This window comes from Pseudomonas putida NBRC 14164 (genome assembly GCF_000412675.1).
Taxonomy (GTDB): Bacteria; Pseudomonadota; Gammaproteobacteria; order Pseudomonadales; family Pseudomonadaceae; genus Aquipseudomonas; species Aquipseudomonas putida.
In genome coordinates, this window is the sequence record NC_021505.1 from 4,835,348 (window position 1) to 4,851,610 (window position 16,263).

Sequence of the window (16,263 nt, forward strand, 5' to 3'; positions counted from 1 at the left end):
TTAGCCCTGCACCACACGCAGTACTTCGGCCAGGCTGGTCTCGCCACGGGCCAGGCAGTCGCTGGCCATTGCGACCAGGCTCTGCCGGCGCCCGGCCAGGTACTCCTGCATGGCCAGTTCACTGGCGCCGTCATACAGCAGGCCGATCAGCCCGGCATCCAGTTCGATGAATTCGTACAGGCCCAGGCGCCCGGCATAGCCGCTGCCCTGGCACTGCTCGCAGCCCACCGCGTGGTAGCTGCTGCCCAGCGACGTCAGTTCTGGCCACAGGTCACGCTCGGCAGCTTGCAGCGGGTGCGCCACGGCGCAACTGCACAGACGCCGCACCAGCCGCTGGGCCAGCACACCGCGCAGGCACGAGGCAATCAGAAACGGCTCGATACCCATGTCGCGCAGGCGGGTCACCGCACCCACGGCACTGTTGGTGTGCAGGGTGGACAGCACCAGGTGGCCGGTCAGGCTGGCCTGCACGGCTATTTGCGCGGTTTCCTGGTCACGGATTTCGCCGAGCATGATCACGTCCGGGTCCTGACGCAGGATGGCGCGCAAGCCACTGGCGAACGTCAGCCCCGCACGCGGGTTGATGGCGGTCTGGCCGATGCCGGCGATGGCGTATTCCACCGGATCCTCGACGGTGAGAATGTTGCGGCTGCCATCGTTGAGGCTGTTGAGGCTGGCGTACAGGGTGGTGGTCTTGCCCGAACCGGTCGGGCCGGTGGACAGCACGATACCGTTGGGCCGCGCCAGGCAACTGCGCAGGCCCTGCAACACCGCGGGCGGCATGCCCAGGTTGCCCAGCGCGAGCAAGCTGGCCTGCTTGTCGAGCACACGCATGACCACGCGCTCGCCATGGATGCCGGGCAGGGTCGAAACCCGCACATCCACCTCGCGCCCTGCCGCGCGCAGGGTAATACGGCCGTCCTGGGGCTGGCGCTTCTCGGCAATATCCAGCCGTGCCATGACCTTGATCCGCGACACCAGCATGGCCGACAGCGCACGCGGCGGGCGTAGCACTTCGCGCAGGTGGCCATCGACGCGCAGGCGCACCACCAGGCTTTGCTCGAAGGTTTCGATATGGATGTCCGAGGCGCGCAGGCGCAGCGCCTGGCCGAACAGGCCGTTGATCAGGCGAATTACCGGGGCTTCGTCATCGCTTTCCAGCAGGTCTTCGACCTGCGGCATCTCGCTCATCAGGCTGTCCAGGTCGACCTGGTCGCCGATGCCTTCGATCAGCGCTTGATTGGCGCCATCGCCGGCCTGGTACAGCTGGCCGAGGCGCTCGTCGAACACGGCAGGCTCCAGGTATTCGAGCATGCAGGGCTGGCCATGTACCCGCAGCAGTTCCTGCAACTGGGCACTGTCGGCGTCGGGCCGCAGCCACAGCTGCCAGCCCTGTTCCGTCGTGGTCATGGCCACCCCGCTCTGGCGTGCCTGGCGATACGGCAACATCACCAGGCACCGCCTTCGAGGCGTGCGCGGCTGGAGGGGAACACCTGCAACAACGGCGTGCCCTCTGCAAGGTCCGGCAGTTGCAGCGGTGTGGTCTGCTGCAGGGTGCGGTATTTGTCTTCGCTGAGCCCGGCCAGGCTCGGCCCGTCCCGCAGGATGCGCGGGCGGATGAACACCATCAGGTTCTGCTTGGTGTTCCTGGTGGCATCGGAGCGGAACAGCCGGCCCAGGTAAGGGATATCACCGAGCAGCGGCACGCGCTGGTTACTGGTGCTCAACTCGTCGCTGATCAGGCCGCCGAGAATGACCAGGCCATTGTCTTCGACCATGACCTTGGTCTTGATCTCGCGCTTGTTGGTGATCACGTCGCTGGCCGCGCTGGACTCGGCAATCGACGACACCTCCTGGACAATGTCCAGGCGCACGCTGTTGTCGATGTTGATCTGCGGCTTGATACGCAGCTTCACCCCGACCTCTTTGCGCTCGATGGTCTGGTACGGGTTGGCGTTGTTTTGCGTGACCGAGCCGGTAACGAAGGGCACTTCCTGGCCGACCAGGATCGACGCTTCGGCGTTGTCCAGGGTCAACAGGGTGGGCGTGGACAGCAAGTTGAAGCCGCTCTTGCCCTTCAGTGCATTGACCAGCATGGCAAAGTTGAACCCGCCGCCGAAATGGCCGATGCCCGCCGTGGCGCCGGTAGTCGCGGACAACAGGTCGCCAAGCGCCTCGTTGTCACCACTGGCAGCAGCCCCGGCGATATTGGCGATGTTCACCCCGTTGCTGCCAAAATTGACGATGCCGGCGCCGAATTTTTCGTCGGCAAACAGCCATTGCACACCCAGCTCCTGGGCGCTGCTGTCGGACACCTCGGCGATGATGGCTTCCACCACCACCTGGGCACGACGGATGTCCAGCTGTTCGACGATGGCGCGGTAGTCGGCCAGCTCGCTGTCGGGGCCGACCATGACCACGGCGTTGGTGCCTTCTTCGTACTCCAGGCGAATGCCCGGGCCACCGGCGGCGGCCATTACCGGCCTGTCCTTGCCCTCGCCTTCGCCCGTGCCTTCAGCCGGCGCCATGCCTTCCTGGCTCAGCCCGCGCAGCACCTTGACCACTTCACCTGCATTGGCGTGCCTAAGGTAGATGACCTGGGTACTGCCGTTGCCAGGTGCTTCCTGGGGGCGGTCGAGCTGGCGCAGCAGGCTGGCGATTCGGTCCAGGTTGCTGCGCCAGTCGGTCACCACCAACTGGTGCGCCGCCGGGTACGGTGTGATTACCCCGACCCGTGGGTCGATCAGCGGTTTGAGGATGCCCAGCACCTGCTCGCTGGCGGCGTTGCGCACGTTGAATACCCGCGTCGCCACGCTGTCACTGCCTTCGCCCTGCTGCCCACCCGCCTCGACCGGCACCGGCTCCAGGCGCGCGGCCTGGTCGGGGACGATCTTCACGCTGCCATTGGGCAGGTCGACAGTGGCGTAACCCTGGGCGCGCAACTGCGCCAGGAAGATGTCGTAGATGGCATCGGCGTCGTGCAGGTCGACGGTGCGCACGGTGACCTTGCCCTTGACCCGGGGGTCGACGATGAAGGTGGTGCCGGTGATGCGCGACACGCTGTCGATGAACTCGCCCAGTTCGGTGTCGACGAAGTTCACCTCGTACATCGGCGTACCATTTTCATCGAACACCGGCTCTTCGGCGCGGGCCTCAGGTAGGCCTATGGCCAGGGCCAGGCTCAGCACGGCGGCCACGCAGTATCTAACAGGCATCGTTCATCCTTGCCGCTTGAAGCCGGTCACGGCGGGGCGTGGCGGCCAGGGCAGGCGTTCACGCCGCCCCTGGTTGTTGAAAATCAGGCCATCGGTGTCGATGTCCTGCAGCACGATCCCCGGCGCCAGGCGCTGACCGCGGGCCAGGGTGCGCACCTGCTCGCCGTAGCGCAGCACCACCACACTGGAAGACAGCGGCTGCGCCCTGAGGCCGCCGAGGTAGTGCAATGGCAGGCGGGTAATGGCGATGGCACCGTCGTCGATGGGCGCTTGCCAGTGGCCGACCATCAGCCCCGGCAGCGGGTTGGCGACCGTCGCCGGCACCATGGCCGGTTGCGGCTGGCGGCTCAGTTGCAGCACGCACTGGGCGGCCAGCCAGCCGGCCAGCGTCAGGCCAGCGCCGGTGAACAAGCGCGAGGCGAGTGTCACGAGGCCAACTGCCGTGGGTGCCACCCCGGGTGCCCCTGCACGTAACGCACTTCGGGCAGTTGGAGCGGCGCCAGTTGCCAGTCGCCAGGTTGGCGGGCGAGCCAGGCTTCGACCCGTTGCCACAGGGGTTCGCCAGCCTGGCTTTCAAACTGCAGGCCGAAGGTGCGGCACAGGCCCTGCATCGGCTCCAGCCCAGTGATGCGCTTGCCTTGCGGACTGTAGCTGACACCCCAGGCCTGGCCCTGCCAGCGCGGCAGGTCCTGGCTGTTGTCGAGCAGCAGCGGATCGCCGAACAGCTGCTCTGCAGCGTTCTCCAGCACTTGTTCCACCTGCCGGGCCGGCGCTTCGACCACCGGTGCCGGGTAGCCACCGGTGAGGCTGATCAGGTGTTCACGTGTGATCGAAGCACCTGTGGGCAGCGGGTAGTCGTAACGCAGGCCCGGCAACAGCACGGGCATGCCGTTGTCATCGGCCAAGGCCTGATGCAGCAGGCGGTCCCAGCTGCCGCCACGGGTATCACGGCGCCACAAGGCCTGTGGCGCGCGGGCCAGCGGCTGGTCGAGCCACGCCGCGTGGCCGGCACGTTGCTGGTGCAGCTGTGCCTGCAATGCCCCGACACGCAGCTGCGCGGCTGGCGCCAGTTGCTGTGCAAAGGCCGGGAAGAAACGCCCGTCGAACTGCCACAGCCCGGCCACGCGCTGGCAGCGCAGGCGGAAGGCACCGCTGCCCCGGCAACCGGCAAACAGCACCGGCACACGCCGACCATTGGCCTGGGTTACCTCGACGGGCGCCGGCCACAGGTCCTGGCCACGGGCGCACAACAGCACATCGATTTGCGGAACCCTCTCGGCAAGCCACAGCCCGGGGCCGGTGCCGACATCGGCCATGGCCACCACCAGGTCGGCCTCGCGCCGGGCCTGCTCGAACACCGGCTGCAGCGACTGGTACCACAGTTTGAGGGAAGCTTTCTGGTCCTGGGCATAGGGGTCGCTCACGCCGACCACGGCAATCCGTGCGCCGCCGCGCTCGAAGACGTGCAAGGCTTCAAGGCCCAGGGCTTTGCGTTGCGCGTCCGCCAGGCCTGCGCCGAGGGTAACGGCGCCAGCCTGGCGATACAGCCCGGTACTGCGTTGTGGCCACAGCACACGCTCGTCACTGCTGACCCGCGCTTCGGTGCCCAGCAGTTGGCTGCCCTGCACCCCGCTTTCGCCTTGGGTCAGGTAGGCCAGGCCACTGCCGTTCCAGCCTTGGCCATTCTCCAGGGTCAGGCTATTGCCTGCGCCGGCCTCGCCGCGCAGTTGCTCCAGCAGCGCCGCCAGCACCGCATAGCCGCCCAGCTGCGCGGCGGCTGCCTGGCTGGCATCGAGCAGCGGTGCCAGTTGCGGGTAGGCAAGGCTGGCGCTGCTGCCGGTCATCCACGGCGCGCGGCCCAAGTGGCTGACCGGCCCCAGGCGGGTCGCTGGCACCACGGCCTGGCCGGGTTGGCGGGCATCGAGCGTATCGGCCACGTACAACAGGTCGAGCCGGGCGTTGCCGCCCTGCTGCCCAGGGAAGGCAGAACAGGCGCCGAGCAGCGGTGCCAATGCCCCGACACCCATCCAGCCGATCACTTCGCGCCTGTGCACACTGCTCGCCATCGCACCCGCCGTCCTTTTCCACATTCATTCAGGGCCCCGGATGTTGCGGCGTTGGCATTACAGTTTGATGGCAGAAATCCGACAGACATTCCAAATTGATCTGTCAGAGGACCTTCTAAGAGCGAGGCGTTTTAAAAACCCCTTAACATTTCTGCCAATCAATCATCATATTTCCTCACTAAAGTCGCGGGTTCCTCTAACTCAGCCATTACAAGGACACCCTGATGAGTCGAGATACCGGCGACAACCTGGACCGGAACCACAGCGCCAACATGCCGATGGCCAACGTCATGGACGCCTACCTCAGCCGCCGCAGCGTGATGCGCGGCAGCCTGGGCGCCGCCATCGCCATGATTGCCGGTACTGGCCTGACAGGCTGCTTCGACGGTGGTGGTTCCGATCACGATGATCCGGTCACCGAGCCACCGGTGACCGAACCGCCTGTGACTGAGCCGGAGGTGCCAAAACTGGCACTGGGCTTCCAGTCCATCCCGGGCTCGCGCACCGACGCCTGTGTGGTTGCCGCCGGTTACAGCGCCTACGTGCTGGCGCCGTGGGGCACGCCGCTGAACAGCAACGGCAACCCATGGAAGTCCGACGGCAGCAACACCTCGACCGACCAGGCCAACGCCATGGGCATGCACCATGACGGCATGCACTTCTTCCCTATCAACGGCAGTTCGGAAGACGGCCTGCTGGCGATCAACTTCGAATACATCGACACCGCCGCCCTGCACCCGGCCGGCCCGACCACCGATGTCAACGGCAAGCGCCCGGTCGAGGAAGTGCGCAAGGAAATCAACGCCCACGGGGCTGGCGTGGTGCGCCTGAAGAAAGTCAGCGGCCGCTGGCAGGTGGTCGACAACGACCCGCTGAACCGCCGCTTCACCACAGCGTCGCGCATGGAAATCACCGGCCCGCTGCGCGGCACCGACCACGTCAAGACCAAATACTCCACCGCCGGTACCCACTGCCGTGGCACCAACAACAACTGCGGCAACGGTTACACCCCGTGGGGCACCTACCTGACCTGTGAAGAGAACTGGCCGGGCATCTTCGTCAACAAGGGCACCCGCCCCGAAGACCAGCGCCGTATTGGCGTGGGCACCTCCAGCGGCCAGTACAAGTGGGAAAGCGCTGCCGGTGACAGCACCGAAGTGGCCGACGAGTTCGCCCGTTTCGACGTCACCATCAAGGGCGCCAGCGCGACCGACGACTACCGCAACGAAGCCAGCACCTACGGTTACATCGTCGAGATCGACCCGTACAACAGCAGCACCCTGGCCACCAAGCGCACCGCGCTGGGCCGCTTCCGCCACGAGGGCTGCGCCCCAGGCCTGCCAGTCCCCGGCAAGCCGCTGGTGTGGTACATGGGTGACGACTCGAACAACGAGTACCTGTACAAGTGGGTGTCCACCGCTGTGTGGGATGCCGCCGATGCCAACCCGGCCGACCGCCTGGCCACCGGCGCCAAGTACCTGGACCAGGGCAAGCTCTATGTGGCGCGCTTCAATGCCGATGGCACCGGCGTATGGCTGCTGCTGGACATGGCCACCGCCACCACAGCTGGCAGCACCCTGGGTGCGCTGTATGGTGACCTGCCAGGCATCATCCTCAACACCCGTGGGGCTGGCGATGCCGTGGGCGCAACGCCGATGGACCGCCCGGAATGGACGACGGTCAACCCGCTGAACGGCGACGTGTACCTGACCCTGACCAACAACAGCGCGCGCACCCCGGAAAAGGTCGACGCGGCCAACCCGCGCGGCCCGAACCGCCACGGCCACATCATTCGCTGGCACGACAGCGACGACCAGTTGAGCTTCAACTGGGACATCTTCGTGTTCGGCGCAAACGCCGCCGGTACTGCCGACATCAACCGTTCCGGCCTGACCGAACTGAACCAGTTCGCAGGCCCCGACGGCATGAGCTTCGATAGCCGTGGCGTGCTGTGGTTCGAGACCGACAACGGCGAGAGTACCCTCACCGATTACACCAACGACCAGTTGCTGGCAGTGATCCCTACCGACCTTGTGGACGCTACCGGCAAGCAAGTGCCGGTGAACGCACAGAACCAGGTGGACCTGCGCCGCTTCTTTGTTGGGCCGAATGAGTGCGAAGTGACCGGGATTGCCTTTACCCCGGACAACAAGACCTTGTTCGTCAACATTCAGCACCCCGGGAACTGGCCGTATACCGACAAGGCGACCGATGCTACTCCAGCTGGGGCCAAGGTAAGGCCGCGGGCTTCGACGGTGGTGATTCAACGCAATGATGGCGGGGAAATCGGGACTGCCTGATCGAGCTGTTTCCGGGGGCCGCTTTGCGGCCCTTTCGCCGGCAAGCCAGCTCCCACAGGGATATCACAGGCCATGAATGCCTTTTCCTGCGGGAGCCAGCGGATACACAGCCTCTGAATATCGTGGTTTCCTGTGGGAGCTGGCTTGCCGGCGAAAGGGCTGCACAGCAGCCCCGACAATCTCAAGCCCTACCAGGCCATGGGCTCCCGGCTACGCACCCGCACTTGCTGCGCCGGCACCCGGGCATGCCATTGCACCACCCCCAGCGCTTCCACCTGGAATTCGCTGCGTATCGCCCGCCCCTCTTCCTCGAACGACAACTGCAACAGGAAATACCCGCTGTTCAGCAGCAACCCTTCGCTCAGCCGTTCGAACGTTTCGTCATCCACCGCCCCCAGCGCCTGGCGCAACGCGGCCGCATCCACGTACCCCGACGCCGGCCGCCCGCTGATGATGCGGCTGAGCAACGACCGCGAATAGCGCCCTTCGTACAGCGCCTCCAGTAACGGAAGATGCTCCAGCCCAAGCGCATTGGCGTTCAGGCGCCAGCCGGTGACCTGGGGCAAGGCGCAGAGCATCGGGTAACGAGCCTGGCGAGCGGAGTCCGACTCCAGCAGCAGGTTCAGCTCGCTGGTGTCGAGCATCGGCTGGTTGGCCGCCAGGCGCGGCGGTTGTTGGCGCAGGTACTGGGCGCTTTCGGCGCCCTGCAGGCGGGTGTCGCTGTCGGCGTCGAGCCAGTCGGCCAGCGCATCGACCAGGCGCTCGGCAGCCATGTCGTCGCCCAGCAGGTAGCGCAACTGGCGTTCGGCACGCTCGCCATCGGCGCCCAGCAGCGCATTGACGTTGAAGCAGGTGTGCTGGTCGCGCACCCGCAGTTGCGCGTGACCGGCGCCAAAATCGTAGTTCAGCGGCTGCCCACGCAAGGCCTGCCAAAACAGCGGGCTAAGCCGCCAGGCGGGGTCGCGCAGGGCCTGCCCGGCATAGGCCAGGCCAGCCTGCTCCATGGCCCGCGCCTGCACCCGCTGGTGCAGCAGGCGCACTTCATCCACCTGGCGCCGGCCATCTTCCACCAGCCAGGCCATGCCCGCCGCCAGCATTGCCAACACCACCATCACCATCAGCAGGGCCGCACCCTGCTGTTGCCTGCCACCCATCCGTGCGTGCCTCGCTCGTGGAAGAAAGACGCCAGTGAACACGCGGCGTGTTGCAGGTAGATGGCAATGCCCGCTCGTCATGTGCACGTCATCTACACGAGGCAGGATTGCCGTTCCTTTTCATGACCTTACAGGAGTGGTCGCAATGGGTGGCATTGGAATCTGGCAACTGGTGATCGTACTGCTGATCGTATTTCTGCTGTTTGGTACCAAGCGCCTCAAGGGCCTTGGTAGCGATGTGGGCGAGGCGATCCAGGGTTTTCGCAAGTCCATGGGCGGCGACGCTGACGCCAACGCACCTGGCCAGGCGCAGGTTCAGCAACAGGCCCCACTGACCGGCCAGGCCACGCAGCAGCCTCAAGCGGACCGTCAGGCCTGATGTTCGAGGTAGGCTTCAGCGAGCTGCTGCTGGTTGGCGTCGTCGCGCTGCTGGTGTTGGGCCCGGAGCGCCTGCCGGTGGCAGCGCGCACCCTTGGCCGCGGCCTGGGCCAGGCGCGCCGGGCCATGCATGCCTTGCGCACGCAGGTAGAGCGCGAGATCGAGTTGCCCGACCTCGACAGCGCCCCCTTGCAGCGCCTGGAACAGGAGATCCGCCAAGGCATCAGCCTGAACACGGAGCCGGCCAATGACGCGGCCACCGTCACGCTGCCCAAGGAAAACGCCTCATGAGTATTGCGATGGACCCGGCGGCCGGCATGCCGCTGACCGAACACCTGCGCGACCTGCGCAAACGCCTGGTGCGTTGCCTGGCGCTGGTAGCAGTGGTGTTCGCCGGCCTGTTCCCTTTCGCCCAGACGCTGTACACGCTCATATCCGAGCCGCTGCGGCGCTTTTTGCCGGAAGGCGCGAGCATGATCGCCACCAGCGTCACCTCGCCGTTCTTGACACCCTTCAAGCTGACCGCAATGTGCGCACTGTTCGTGGCTATGCCGCTACTGCTGCACCAGGCCTGGGGTTTTCTGGCGCCGGGGCTGTACCGCCGAGAGCGGCGCATTGCCTTGCCGCTGCTGGTGTCGAGCATCGTGTTGTTCTATGCCGGCATGGCGTTCGCGTTCTTTCTGGTGTTCCCGATGATGTTCGGCTTTTTTGCCAGCGTAACGCCGGACGGCGTGGCGATGATGACCGATATCAGCCAGTACCTGGACTTCATCCTGGCGCTGTTCCTGGCGTTCGGGCTGGCGTTCGAGATCCCGGTGGCGACGTTCATCGTGGTCTGGGTGGGGTTGGCAGATGTAGCCACACTGAGGCGCAGCAGGCCCTACGTGATCGTCGGGTGCTTTGTGGTGGGGATGATCCTGACGCCGCCGGATGTGTTTTCGCAGACGATGCTGGCGGTGCCGATGTGGGTGCTGTTCGAGGTGGGGTTGCTGGCTTGTGGAATGTTGAAGCAGCCTGAGCAAGGCAAGGAGATTGTGGCTGGCTGACAGTGCCCTATCGCCGGCAAGCCAGCTCCCACAGGGATATCACAGTGTCTGATATGGGTGTTATCCCTGTGGGAGCTGGCTTGCCGGCGATGGCCTTGATGCGGTCTAGAACTCGGCGAGCCGCCAGACCTCATAGGCTGGCGTCTCGTACGGGTGGCTTTGCCTGAGCGCTGCGACGACCTGGGTAATCAGGTCGTCAGCCACCACCAGCTCCACCTTCCACTCCTCCACCACCTCGACCTGGCCGGTTTGCCCGAGGTACGGCTGGCTGCCGTCCAACGGGCGGAACTGGCCCTGGCCCAGGGTTTGCCAGGCACAGTGGTCATAGTCACCGATGCGCCCGCCACCCGCAGCGAACACAGCGGCCTTGACCACTTCGACGTGGCTGGCGGGGACGAAGAAGGCGAGCTTGTACACGCCTTAGTTCACCCACACCCGCGCGTTGCGGAACATACGCATCAGCGCGGCATCTTCCTGCCACTCATCCGGGCGCCAGGAGTTCTGCACGGCGCGGAACACACGCTCCGGGTGCGGCATCATGATGGTCACACGGCCGTCGCGGCTGGTCAGGCCGGTGATACCACGCGGCGAGCCGTTCGGGTTGGCCGGGTAGGCTTCGGTGACCTTGCCGTGGTTGTCGACGTAGCGCAGGGCCACGCAACCGGACAGGTCGGCTTCCAGCAGTGCCGCTTCGTTGGCGAACTCGGCATGGCCTTCACCGTGGGCGATGGCGATTGGCATGCGCGAACCGGCCATGCCCTGCAGGAAGATCGAGTTGGACTTCTGCACCTCGACCATGGCCACGCGTGCCTCGAACTGCTCCGAGCGGTTACGCACGAAGTGCGGCCAGTACTCGGTGCCCGGGATCAGCTCGTGCAGGTTGGACATCATCTGGCAACCGTTGCACACGCCCAGGGCGAAGCTGTCGGTACGCTCGAAGAAGGCCTGGAAGGCGTCACGGGCACGGGCGTTGAACAGCGCCGACTTGGCCCAGCCTTCACCGGCACCCAGCACGTCACCGTAGGAGAAGCCACCGCAGGCGACCAGGCCCTTGAAGGCCTCGAAGTCGACTCGGCCCGCGAGGATGTCGCTCATGTGCACGTCGATGGCGGCGAAACCGGCGCGGTCGAAGGCGGCTGCCATCTCGACCTGGCCGTTGACGCCCTGCTCACGCAGGATGGCCACTTGCGGGCGCACGCCCTTCTTGATGTACGGCGCGGCGATGTCGTCGTTGACGTCGAAGCCCAGCTTGACCGACAGGCCCGGGTTGTCTTCCTCGAGCAGCAGGTCGAATTCCTGGTCGGCACAATCAGCGTTGTCGCGCAGGCGCTGGATCTGGTAGCTGGTCTCGGCCCACTGGCGCTGCAGCATGCGACGGTCGTCGTCGAACAGCACTTCGCCGTTCAGGCTGATGGACACTTCGGCGTTGTTGACCGGCTTGCCGATCACTGCGACGCACTCTTCGCCCAGGCCAGCGGCGCTGAACTGTGCCAGCACGTCCGGGGTGGCATCCTGGCGAACCTGGATGACCGCACCCAGCTCTTCGTTGAAGAGGATGGCCGGGACGTCCTTGCGGTTGTCGGTCAGTGGGTCGAGTTGCAGGTCGAGGCCGCAGTGGCCGGCGAAGGCCATTTCCAGCACGGTGGTGACCAGGCCGCCGTCGGAGCGGTCGTGGTAGGCCAGCAGGTGGCCGTCGGCGTTCAGGCCCTGAATCACGGCGAAGAAGGCCTTGAGGTCTTCGGCGTCGTCGACGTCCGGTGCCTGGGCAGCGATCTTGCCGTAGGTCTGGGCCAGGATCGAGGCGCCCATGCGGTTTTTGCCACGGCCCAGGTCGATCAGGATCAGGTCGGTTTCGCCCTTGTCCATGCGCAGCTCAGGGGTCAGGGTCTTGCGGATGTCGGTGACCGGGGCAAAGCCGGTGATGATCAGCGACATTGGCGAGGTGACGCTCTTCTCGCCGCCCTCATCGCTCCACTTGGTCTTCATCGACATCGAGTCTTTGCCGACCGGAATGGTAATGCCCAGCTCCGGGCACAGCTCCATGCCGACAGCCTTGACGGTGTCGTACAGGCGGGCGTCTTCACCCGGGTGGCCGGCAGCGGACATCCAGTTGGCCGACAGTTTGATGTCGGACAGCTTCTCGATGCGCGAGGCCGCCAGGTTGGTCAGGGTTTCACCGATGGCCATGCGGCCGGACGCCGGGGCATCCAGCAGCGCCAGCGGGGTGCGCTCGCCCATGGCCATGGCTTCACCGGTGTAGACGTCGAAGCTGGTGGCGGTGACGGCGCAGTCGGCGACCGGTACCTGCCACGGGCCGACCATCTGGTCGCGGGCAACCAGGCCGGTGATGGTGCGGTCGCCGATGGTGATCAGGAAGCTCTTGCTGGCCACCGCCGGATGGTTCAACACGCGCTGGACGGCGTTGTCCAGGTCCAGCTCGCTCGGGTCGAAGTCATCGCCCAGCTCGGCTTCGCGGGTAACCGAACGGTGCATGCGCGGCGGTTTGCCCAGCAGCACGTCCAGCGGCATGTCCACAGGCGTGTTGCCGAAGTGGCTGTCGCTTACGGTCAGGTGCGGCTCTTCAGTCGCTTCGCCGACCACGGCAAACGGGCAACGCTCACGCTCGCAGATGGCCTGGAAACGCTCGAAGTCGACCGCGCTGACAGCCAGCACGTAACGCTCTTGCGATTCGTTGCTCCAGATTTCGTGCGGGGCCATGCCCGGCTCGTCATTGGGCACGTTACGCAGCTCGAAGCGGCCACCACGGCCACCGTCGTTGACCAGTTCCGGGAAGGCATTGGAGATACCGCCCGCGCCGACGTCGTGGATGAAGGCGATCGGGTTGTTGTCGCCCAGCTGCCAGCAGCGGTCGATGACTTCCTGGCAACGGCGCTCCATTTCAGGGTTTTCGCGCTGTACCGAAGCGAAGTCCAGGTCAGCCGAGCTGGCACCGGTCGCCACCGACGAAGCGGCGCCGCCGCCCAGGCCGATCAGCATGGCCGGGCCGCCGAGCACGATCAGCTTGGCGCCGACGGTGATCTCGCCCTTCTGCACGTGGTCTTCACGGATGTTGCCCATGCCACCGGCCAGCATGATCGGCTTGTGGTAGCCGCGCACCTCTTCGCCGTGCGGGGTGTTGATCGACTGCTCGAAGGTACGGAAGTAACCGGTCAGGGCCGGGCGACCGAATTCGTTGTTGAACGCAGCACCGCCCAGCGGGCCTTCGATCATGATATCGAGGGCGTCAACGATACGCTCTGGCTTGCCGTAAGCCTGTTCCCACGGCTGTTCAAAGCCCGGGATACGCAGGTTGGAAACGGTAAAGCCGGTCAGGCCAGCCTTGGGCTTGGCGCCACGGCCGGTAGCACCTTCGTCACGGATTTCGCCGCCAGAGCCGGTGGAAGCGCCCGAGAACGGGGCGATGGCGGTCGGGTGGTTGTGCGTTTCGACCTTCATCAGGATGTGCACCGGCTCCTGCACCGCGCCGTACTGGCGGGTTTCAGGGTTCGGGAAGAAGCGGCCGGCAACATTGCCGACGATCACCGAGGCGTTGTCCTTGTACGCAGACAGCACGCCTTCGCTGTGCATCTGGTAGGTGTTCTTGATCATGCCGAACAGGCTTTTTTCCTGAGCCTGGCCGTCAATGTCCCAACTGGCGTTGAAGATCTTGTGGCGGCAGTGCTCGGAGTTGGCCTGGGCGAACATCATCAGTTCGATGTCGTTCGGGTTGCGCGCAAGGTTCTGGAAGGCCGCGACCAGGTAATCGATCTCGTCTTCGGCCAGGGCCAGGCCCAGGTCGATGTTGGCCTGGGCCAGGGCCTCACGGCCACCGCCCAGGATATCCACCGAGGTCATCGGCTTGGGCTGGGCGTGGCTGAACAGGTCGGATGCCTGCTCCAGCTGGGCGAGCACACGCTGGGTCATGCGGTCGTGCAATTCGGCGGCAATCAGTGCGGCATCAGCGTCGCTCAGGGTGCCGGCCACGTAGTAGGCGATACCGCGCTCCAGGCGCTGGATCGACTGCAGGCCGCAGTTGTGGGCGATGTCGCTGGCCTTGCTGGCCCACGGCGAAATGGTGCCCAACCGCGGCACGACCAGGAACAGGCGGCCGGTCGGCTCCTGTACCGGCACGCTCGGGCCGTACTTGAGCAGACGGCCCAGCACCTGCTGCTGGTCGGCGGTCAGCTCGCCATCGACATCGGCGAAGTGGGCGAATTCGGCATACAAACCAGTAACAGCGGGGACTTTCTGGCTCAGTTGCTCGAGTAATTTACCGTGGCGAAAGGCAGAAAGGGCAGGAGCGCCGCGCAGGATCAACATCGTCGGGACAGCCTCAGGAAGGGGTGTGCTTAGAGGCCGTGCATTCTAGCCTAATTCGATGGCTTTCGGCACCCGCTCTACGCCACGGCTGCCGGGCGGCGTAACCGGACTTTCGGGTCAGATTTCCGAGGGGTTCGCCTTGGGTTCTTCAGCGCTTGGGAGATCGAGCGCCACACATCGCCAGGCAAGCTCCTCAAACCACAAAACCCGCTACCAGACAAGCTAACCGTTGTCGAGATATGGTTGAACCGGTCCTTTGCGTATACTGCAACCTATGTTCGCCCACACTGCTTTGCGCCAGCGTTGCGCCAAATGGCTTCTCGCAACCGGACTCTTTCTGCTGCTCGGTGCCTGCGTTGAAAAACCCAGCACCCTCGAGCGCGTGAAGGAGGATGGCGTGCTGCGCGTGATCACCCGCAACAGCCCGGCCACCTACTTTCAGGATCGCAACGGCGAAACCGGTTTCGAGTACGAGCTGGTCAAGCATTTCGCCGACGATCTCGGGGTGAAGCTGGAGATCGAGACTGCCGACAACCTCGATGAGCTGTTCGACGACCTCGGCAAACCCTCCGGCCCGGTGCTGGCAGCCGCCGGCCTGGTCAGCAGCGAGCGGCGCACGGCCCAGGCGAAATTCTCGCACCCGTACCTGGAAGTGACCCCGCAGGTAATCTACCGCAACGGCCGCCCGCGCCCGACCAATGCCAAGGGCCTGGTCGGCAAGAAAATCATGGTGCTCAAAGGCAGCAGCCATGCCGACCTGCTGGCCGAGCTGAAAAAACAGAACCCCGGCCTGGAATATGAAGAGTCGGATGCCGTGGAGGTGGTCGACCTGCTGCGCATGGTCGACGAAGGGCAGATCGACCTGACCCTGGTCGACTCCAACGAGCTGGCGATGAACCAGGTGTACTTCCCCAACGTGCGCGTGGCCTTCGACGTGGGCGACACCCGCGACCAGCGCTGGGCAGTGGCAGCGGGCGAAGACAACAGCCTGCTCAACGAAATCAACGAATTTCTCGACAAGGCGCAGAAGAACGGCACCCTGCAACGCCTGAAAGACCGCTATTACGGCCATGTCGACGTATTGGGTTATGTGGGTGCCTACACCTTCGCCCAGCACCTGCAACAGCGCCTGCCCAAGTACGAAAAGCACTTCAAGAGCTACGCCAAGGTCGAGCAGGTAGACTGGCGTCTGCTGGCCGCCATCGGCTATCAGGAATCGATGTGGCAGCCGGAGGTCACCTCCAAGACCGGTGTTCGCGGCCTGATGATGCTGACCCAGCGCACCGCCCAGGCCATGGGTGTGTCCAACCGGCTGGACCCGAAACAGAGCATCCAGGGTGGTGCCAAGTATTTCATGAAGATCAAGGCCGAGCTGGACGACAGTATCCAGGAGCCGGACCGCACCTGGTTTGCCCTGGCTGCCTATAACGTCGGCAGTGGCCACCTGGAAGACGCCCGTACCCTGGCCAAGCGCGAGAAGCTCAACCCGAACAAGTGGCTGGACGTGAAGAAGATGCTGCCGCGCCTGTCGCAGAAGCAGTGGTATCGCCAGACCAAATACGGTTATGCCCGTGGCGGCGAGCCGGTGCACTTCGTGGCCAACATCCGTCGTTACTACGACATCCTCACCTGGGTGACCCAGCCGCAGCTCGAAGGCCAGGTGGCCGAGGGCAACCTGCATGTGCCTGGGGTGAACAAGGACAAGCCAGCGGATCAGTCGCCGCCGATGTAGGCCTGCACCGGCCTCTTCGCGGGCGCGCCCGCTCCCACAGGTACAGCAGAGC

12 protein-coding genes are annotated in these 16,263 nt (G+C 65.1%); 5 read left to right on the top strand and 7 right to left on the bottom strand.

The genetic code is table 11. The annotated features are described in order from the left end of the window. From PP4_RS21500 to PP4_RS21515, 4 genes are read right to left on the bottom strand one after another with little or no spacing between them, the layout of a single operon-like run. Positions 1–1,449, bottom strand: a complete 1,449-nt coding sequence (locus PP4_RS21500; RefSeq protein WP_016501251.1) for a GspE/PulE family protein — start codon at positions 1,447–1,449, stop codon at positions 1–3. After that, the gene (gspD, locus tag PP4_RS21505; RefSeq protein ID WP_016501252.1) at positions 1,449–3,215 is read right to left on the bottom strand and encodes a type II secretion system secretin GspD; all 1,767 of its coding nucleotides are present in this window, start codon (positions 3,213–3,215) and stop codon (positions 1,449–1,451) included. The genes PP4_RS21500 and gspD overlap by 1 nt, the downstream gene beginning before the upstream one ends. A gap of 3 nt (positions 3,216–3,218) precedes the next feature. Continuing rightward, on the bottom strand, positions 3,219–3,644 hold the full coding sequence (locus tag PP4_RS21510; RefSeq protein ID WP_016501253.1) for a type II secretion system protein XcpP: 426 nt from the start codon (positions 3,642–3,644) through the stop codon (positions 3,219–3,221). Further along, positions 3,641–5,281, bottom strand: a complete 1,641-nt coding sequence (locus tag PP4_RS21515) for a bifunctional UDP-sugar hydrolase/5'-nucleotidase (protein ID WP_016501254.1) — start codon at positions 5,279–5,281, stop codon at positions 3,641–3,643. Before PP4_RS21515 ends, PP4_RS21510 begins: the two co-directional genes overlap by 4 nt. 224 nt (positions 5,282–5,505) lie before the next feature. Between PP4_RS21515 and PP4_RS21520 the strand changes: the two genes are divergently transcribed. Next, the gene (locus PP4_RS21520) at positions 5,506–7,581 is read left to right on the top strand and encodes a PhoX family protein (RefSeq protein WP_016501255.1); all 2,076 of its coding nucleotides are present in this window, start codon (positions 5,506–5,508) and stop codon (positions 7,579–7,581) included. 188 nt (positions 7,582–7,769) lie between these two features. Here PP4_RS21520 and gspK read toward each other — a convergent pair whose 3' ends face one another. Next, on the bottom strand, positions 7,770–8,735 hold the full coding sequence (gene gspK / locus PP4_RS21525) for a type II secretion system minor pseudopilin GspK (protein ID WP_016501256.1): 966 nt from the start codon (positions 8,733–8,735) through the stop codon (positions 7,770–7,772). 145 nt (positions 8,736–8,880) lie between these two features. Here gspK and tatA point away from each other — a divergent pair, with 145 nt between their 5' ends. From tatA to tatC, 3 genes are read left to right on the top strand one after another with little or no spacing between them, the layout of a single operon-like run. Continuing rightward, a complete protein-coding gene (gene tatA / locus PP4_RS21530) occupies positions 8,881–9,114 on the top strand; it encodes a twin-arginine translocase TatA/TatE family subunit (protein WP_016501257.1) in 234 nt (77 codons plus the stop codon). Further along, positions 9,114–9,404, top strand: coding sequence for a Sec-independent protein translocase protein TatB (gene tatB, locus PP4_RS21535; protein ID WP_016501258.1), 291 nt, complete (start codon positions 9,114–9,116; stop codon positions 9,402–9,404). The genes tatA and tatB overlap by 1 nt, the downstream gene beginning before the upstream one ends. Then, a complete protein-coding gene (gene tatC, locus PP4_RS21540) occupies positions 9,401–10,159 on the top strand; it encodes a twin-arginine translocase subunit TatC (protein WP_016501259.1) in 759 nt (252 codons plus the stop codon). The genes tatB and tatC overlap by 4 nt, the downstream gene beginning before the upstream one ends. A gap of 105 nt (positions 10,160–10,264) precedes the next feature. Here the strand turns inward: tatC and PP4_RS21545 are convergent, their stop codons facing one another. Then, the gene (locus PP4_RS21545) at positions 10,265–10,576 is read right to left on the bottom strand and encodes a hypothetical protein (protein ID WP_016501260.1); all 312 of its coding nucleotides are present in this window, start codon (positions 10,574–10,576) and stop codon (positions 10,265–10,267) included. Between the two features lie 3 nt (positions 10,577–10,579). Continuing rightward, positions 10,580–14,479 carry a phosphoribosylformylglycinamidine synthase gene (gene purL, locus PP4_RS21550; RefSeq protein ID WP_016501261.1) on the bottom strand — a complete coding sequence of 1,300 codons (3,900 nt, stop codon included), beginning with the start codon at positions 14,477–14,479 and terminating at the stop codon, positions 10,580–10,582. 274 nt (positions 14,480–14,753) lie between these two features. Between purL and mltF the strand changes: the two genes are divergently transcribed. Beyond that, complete coding sequence (mltF, locus tag PP4_RS21555; protein WP_041167859.1) at positions 14,754–16,211, top strand: membrane-bound lytic murein transglycosylase MltF; 1,458 nt, start codon at positions 14,754–14,756, stop codon at positions 16,209–16,211. Positions 16,212–16,263: the final 52 nt, after the last annotated feature.

Coding starts and splice junctions, on each gene's coding strand:
- PP4_RS21500 (WP_016501251.1), bottom strand. CDS start 1,449: ATGTTGCCGTATCGCCAGGCACGCCAGAGCGGGGTGGCCATGACCACG.
- gspD (WP_016501252.1), bottom strand. CDS start 3,215: ATGCCTGTTAGATACTGCGTGGCCGCCGTGCTGAGCCTGGCCCTGGCC.
- PP4_RS21515 (WP_016501254.1), bottom strand. CDS start 5,281: ATGGCGAGCAGTGTGCACAGGCGCGAAGTGATCGGCTGGATGGGTGTC.
- PP4_RS21520 (WP_016501255.1), top strand. CDS start 5,506: ATGAGTCGAGATACCGGCGACAACCTGGACCGGAACCACAGCGCCAAC.
- gspK (WP_016501256.1), bottom strand. CDS start 8,735: ATGGGTGGCAGGCAACAGCAGGGTGCGGCCCTGCTGATGGTGATGGTG.
- tatA (WP_016501257.1), top strand. CDS start 8,881: ATGGGTGGCATTGGAATCTGGCAACTGGTGATCGTACTGCTGATCGTA.
- tatB (WP_016501258.1), top strand. CDS start 9,114: ATGTTCGAGGTAGGCTTCAGCGAGCTGCTGCTGGTTGGCGTCGTCGCG.
- tatC (WP_016501259.1), top strand. CDS start 9,401: ATGAGTATTGCGATGGACCCGGCGGCCGGCATGCCGCTGACCGAACAC.
- purL (WP_016501261.1), bottom strand. CDS start 14,479: ATGTTGATCCTGCGCGGCGCTCCTGCCCTTTCTGCCTTTCGCCACGGT.
- mltF (WP_041167859.1), top strand. CDS start 14,754: ATGTTCGCCCACACTGCTTTGCGCCAGCGTTGCGCCAAATGGCTTCTC.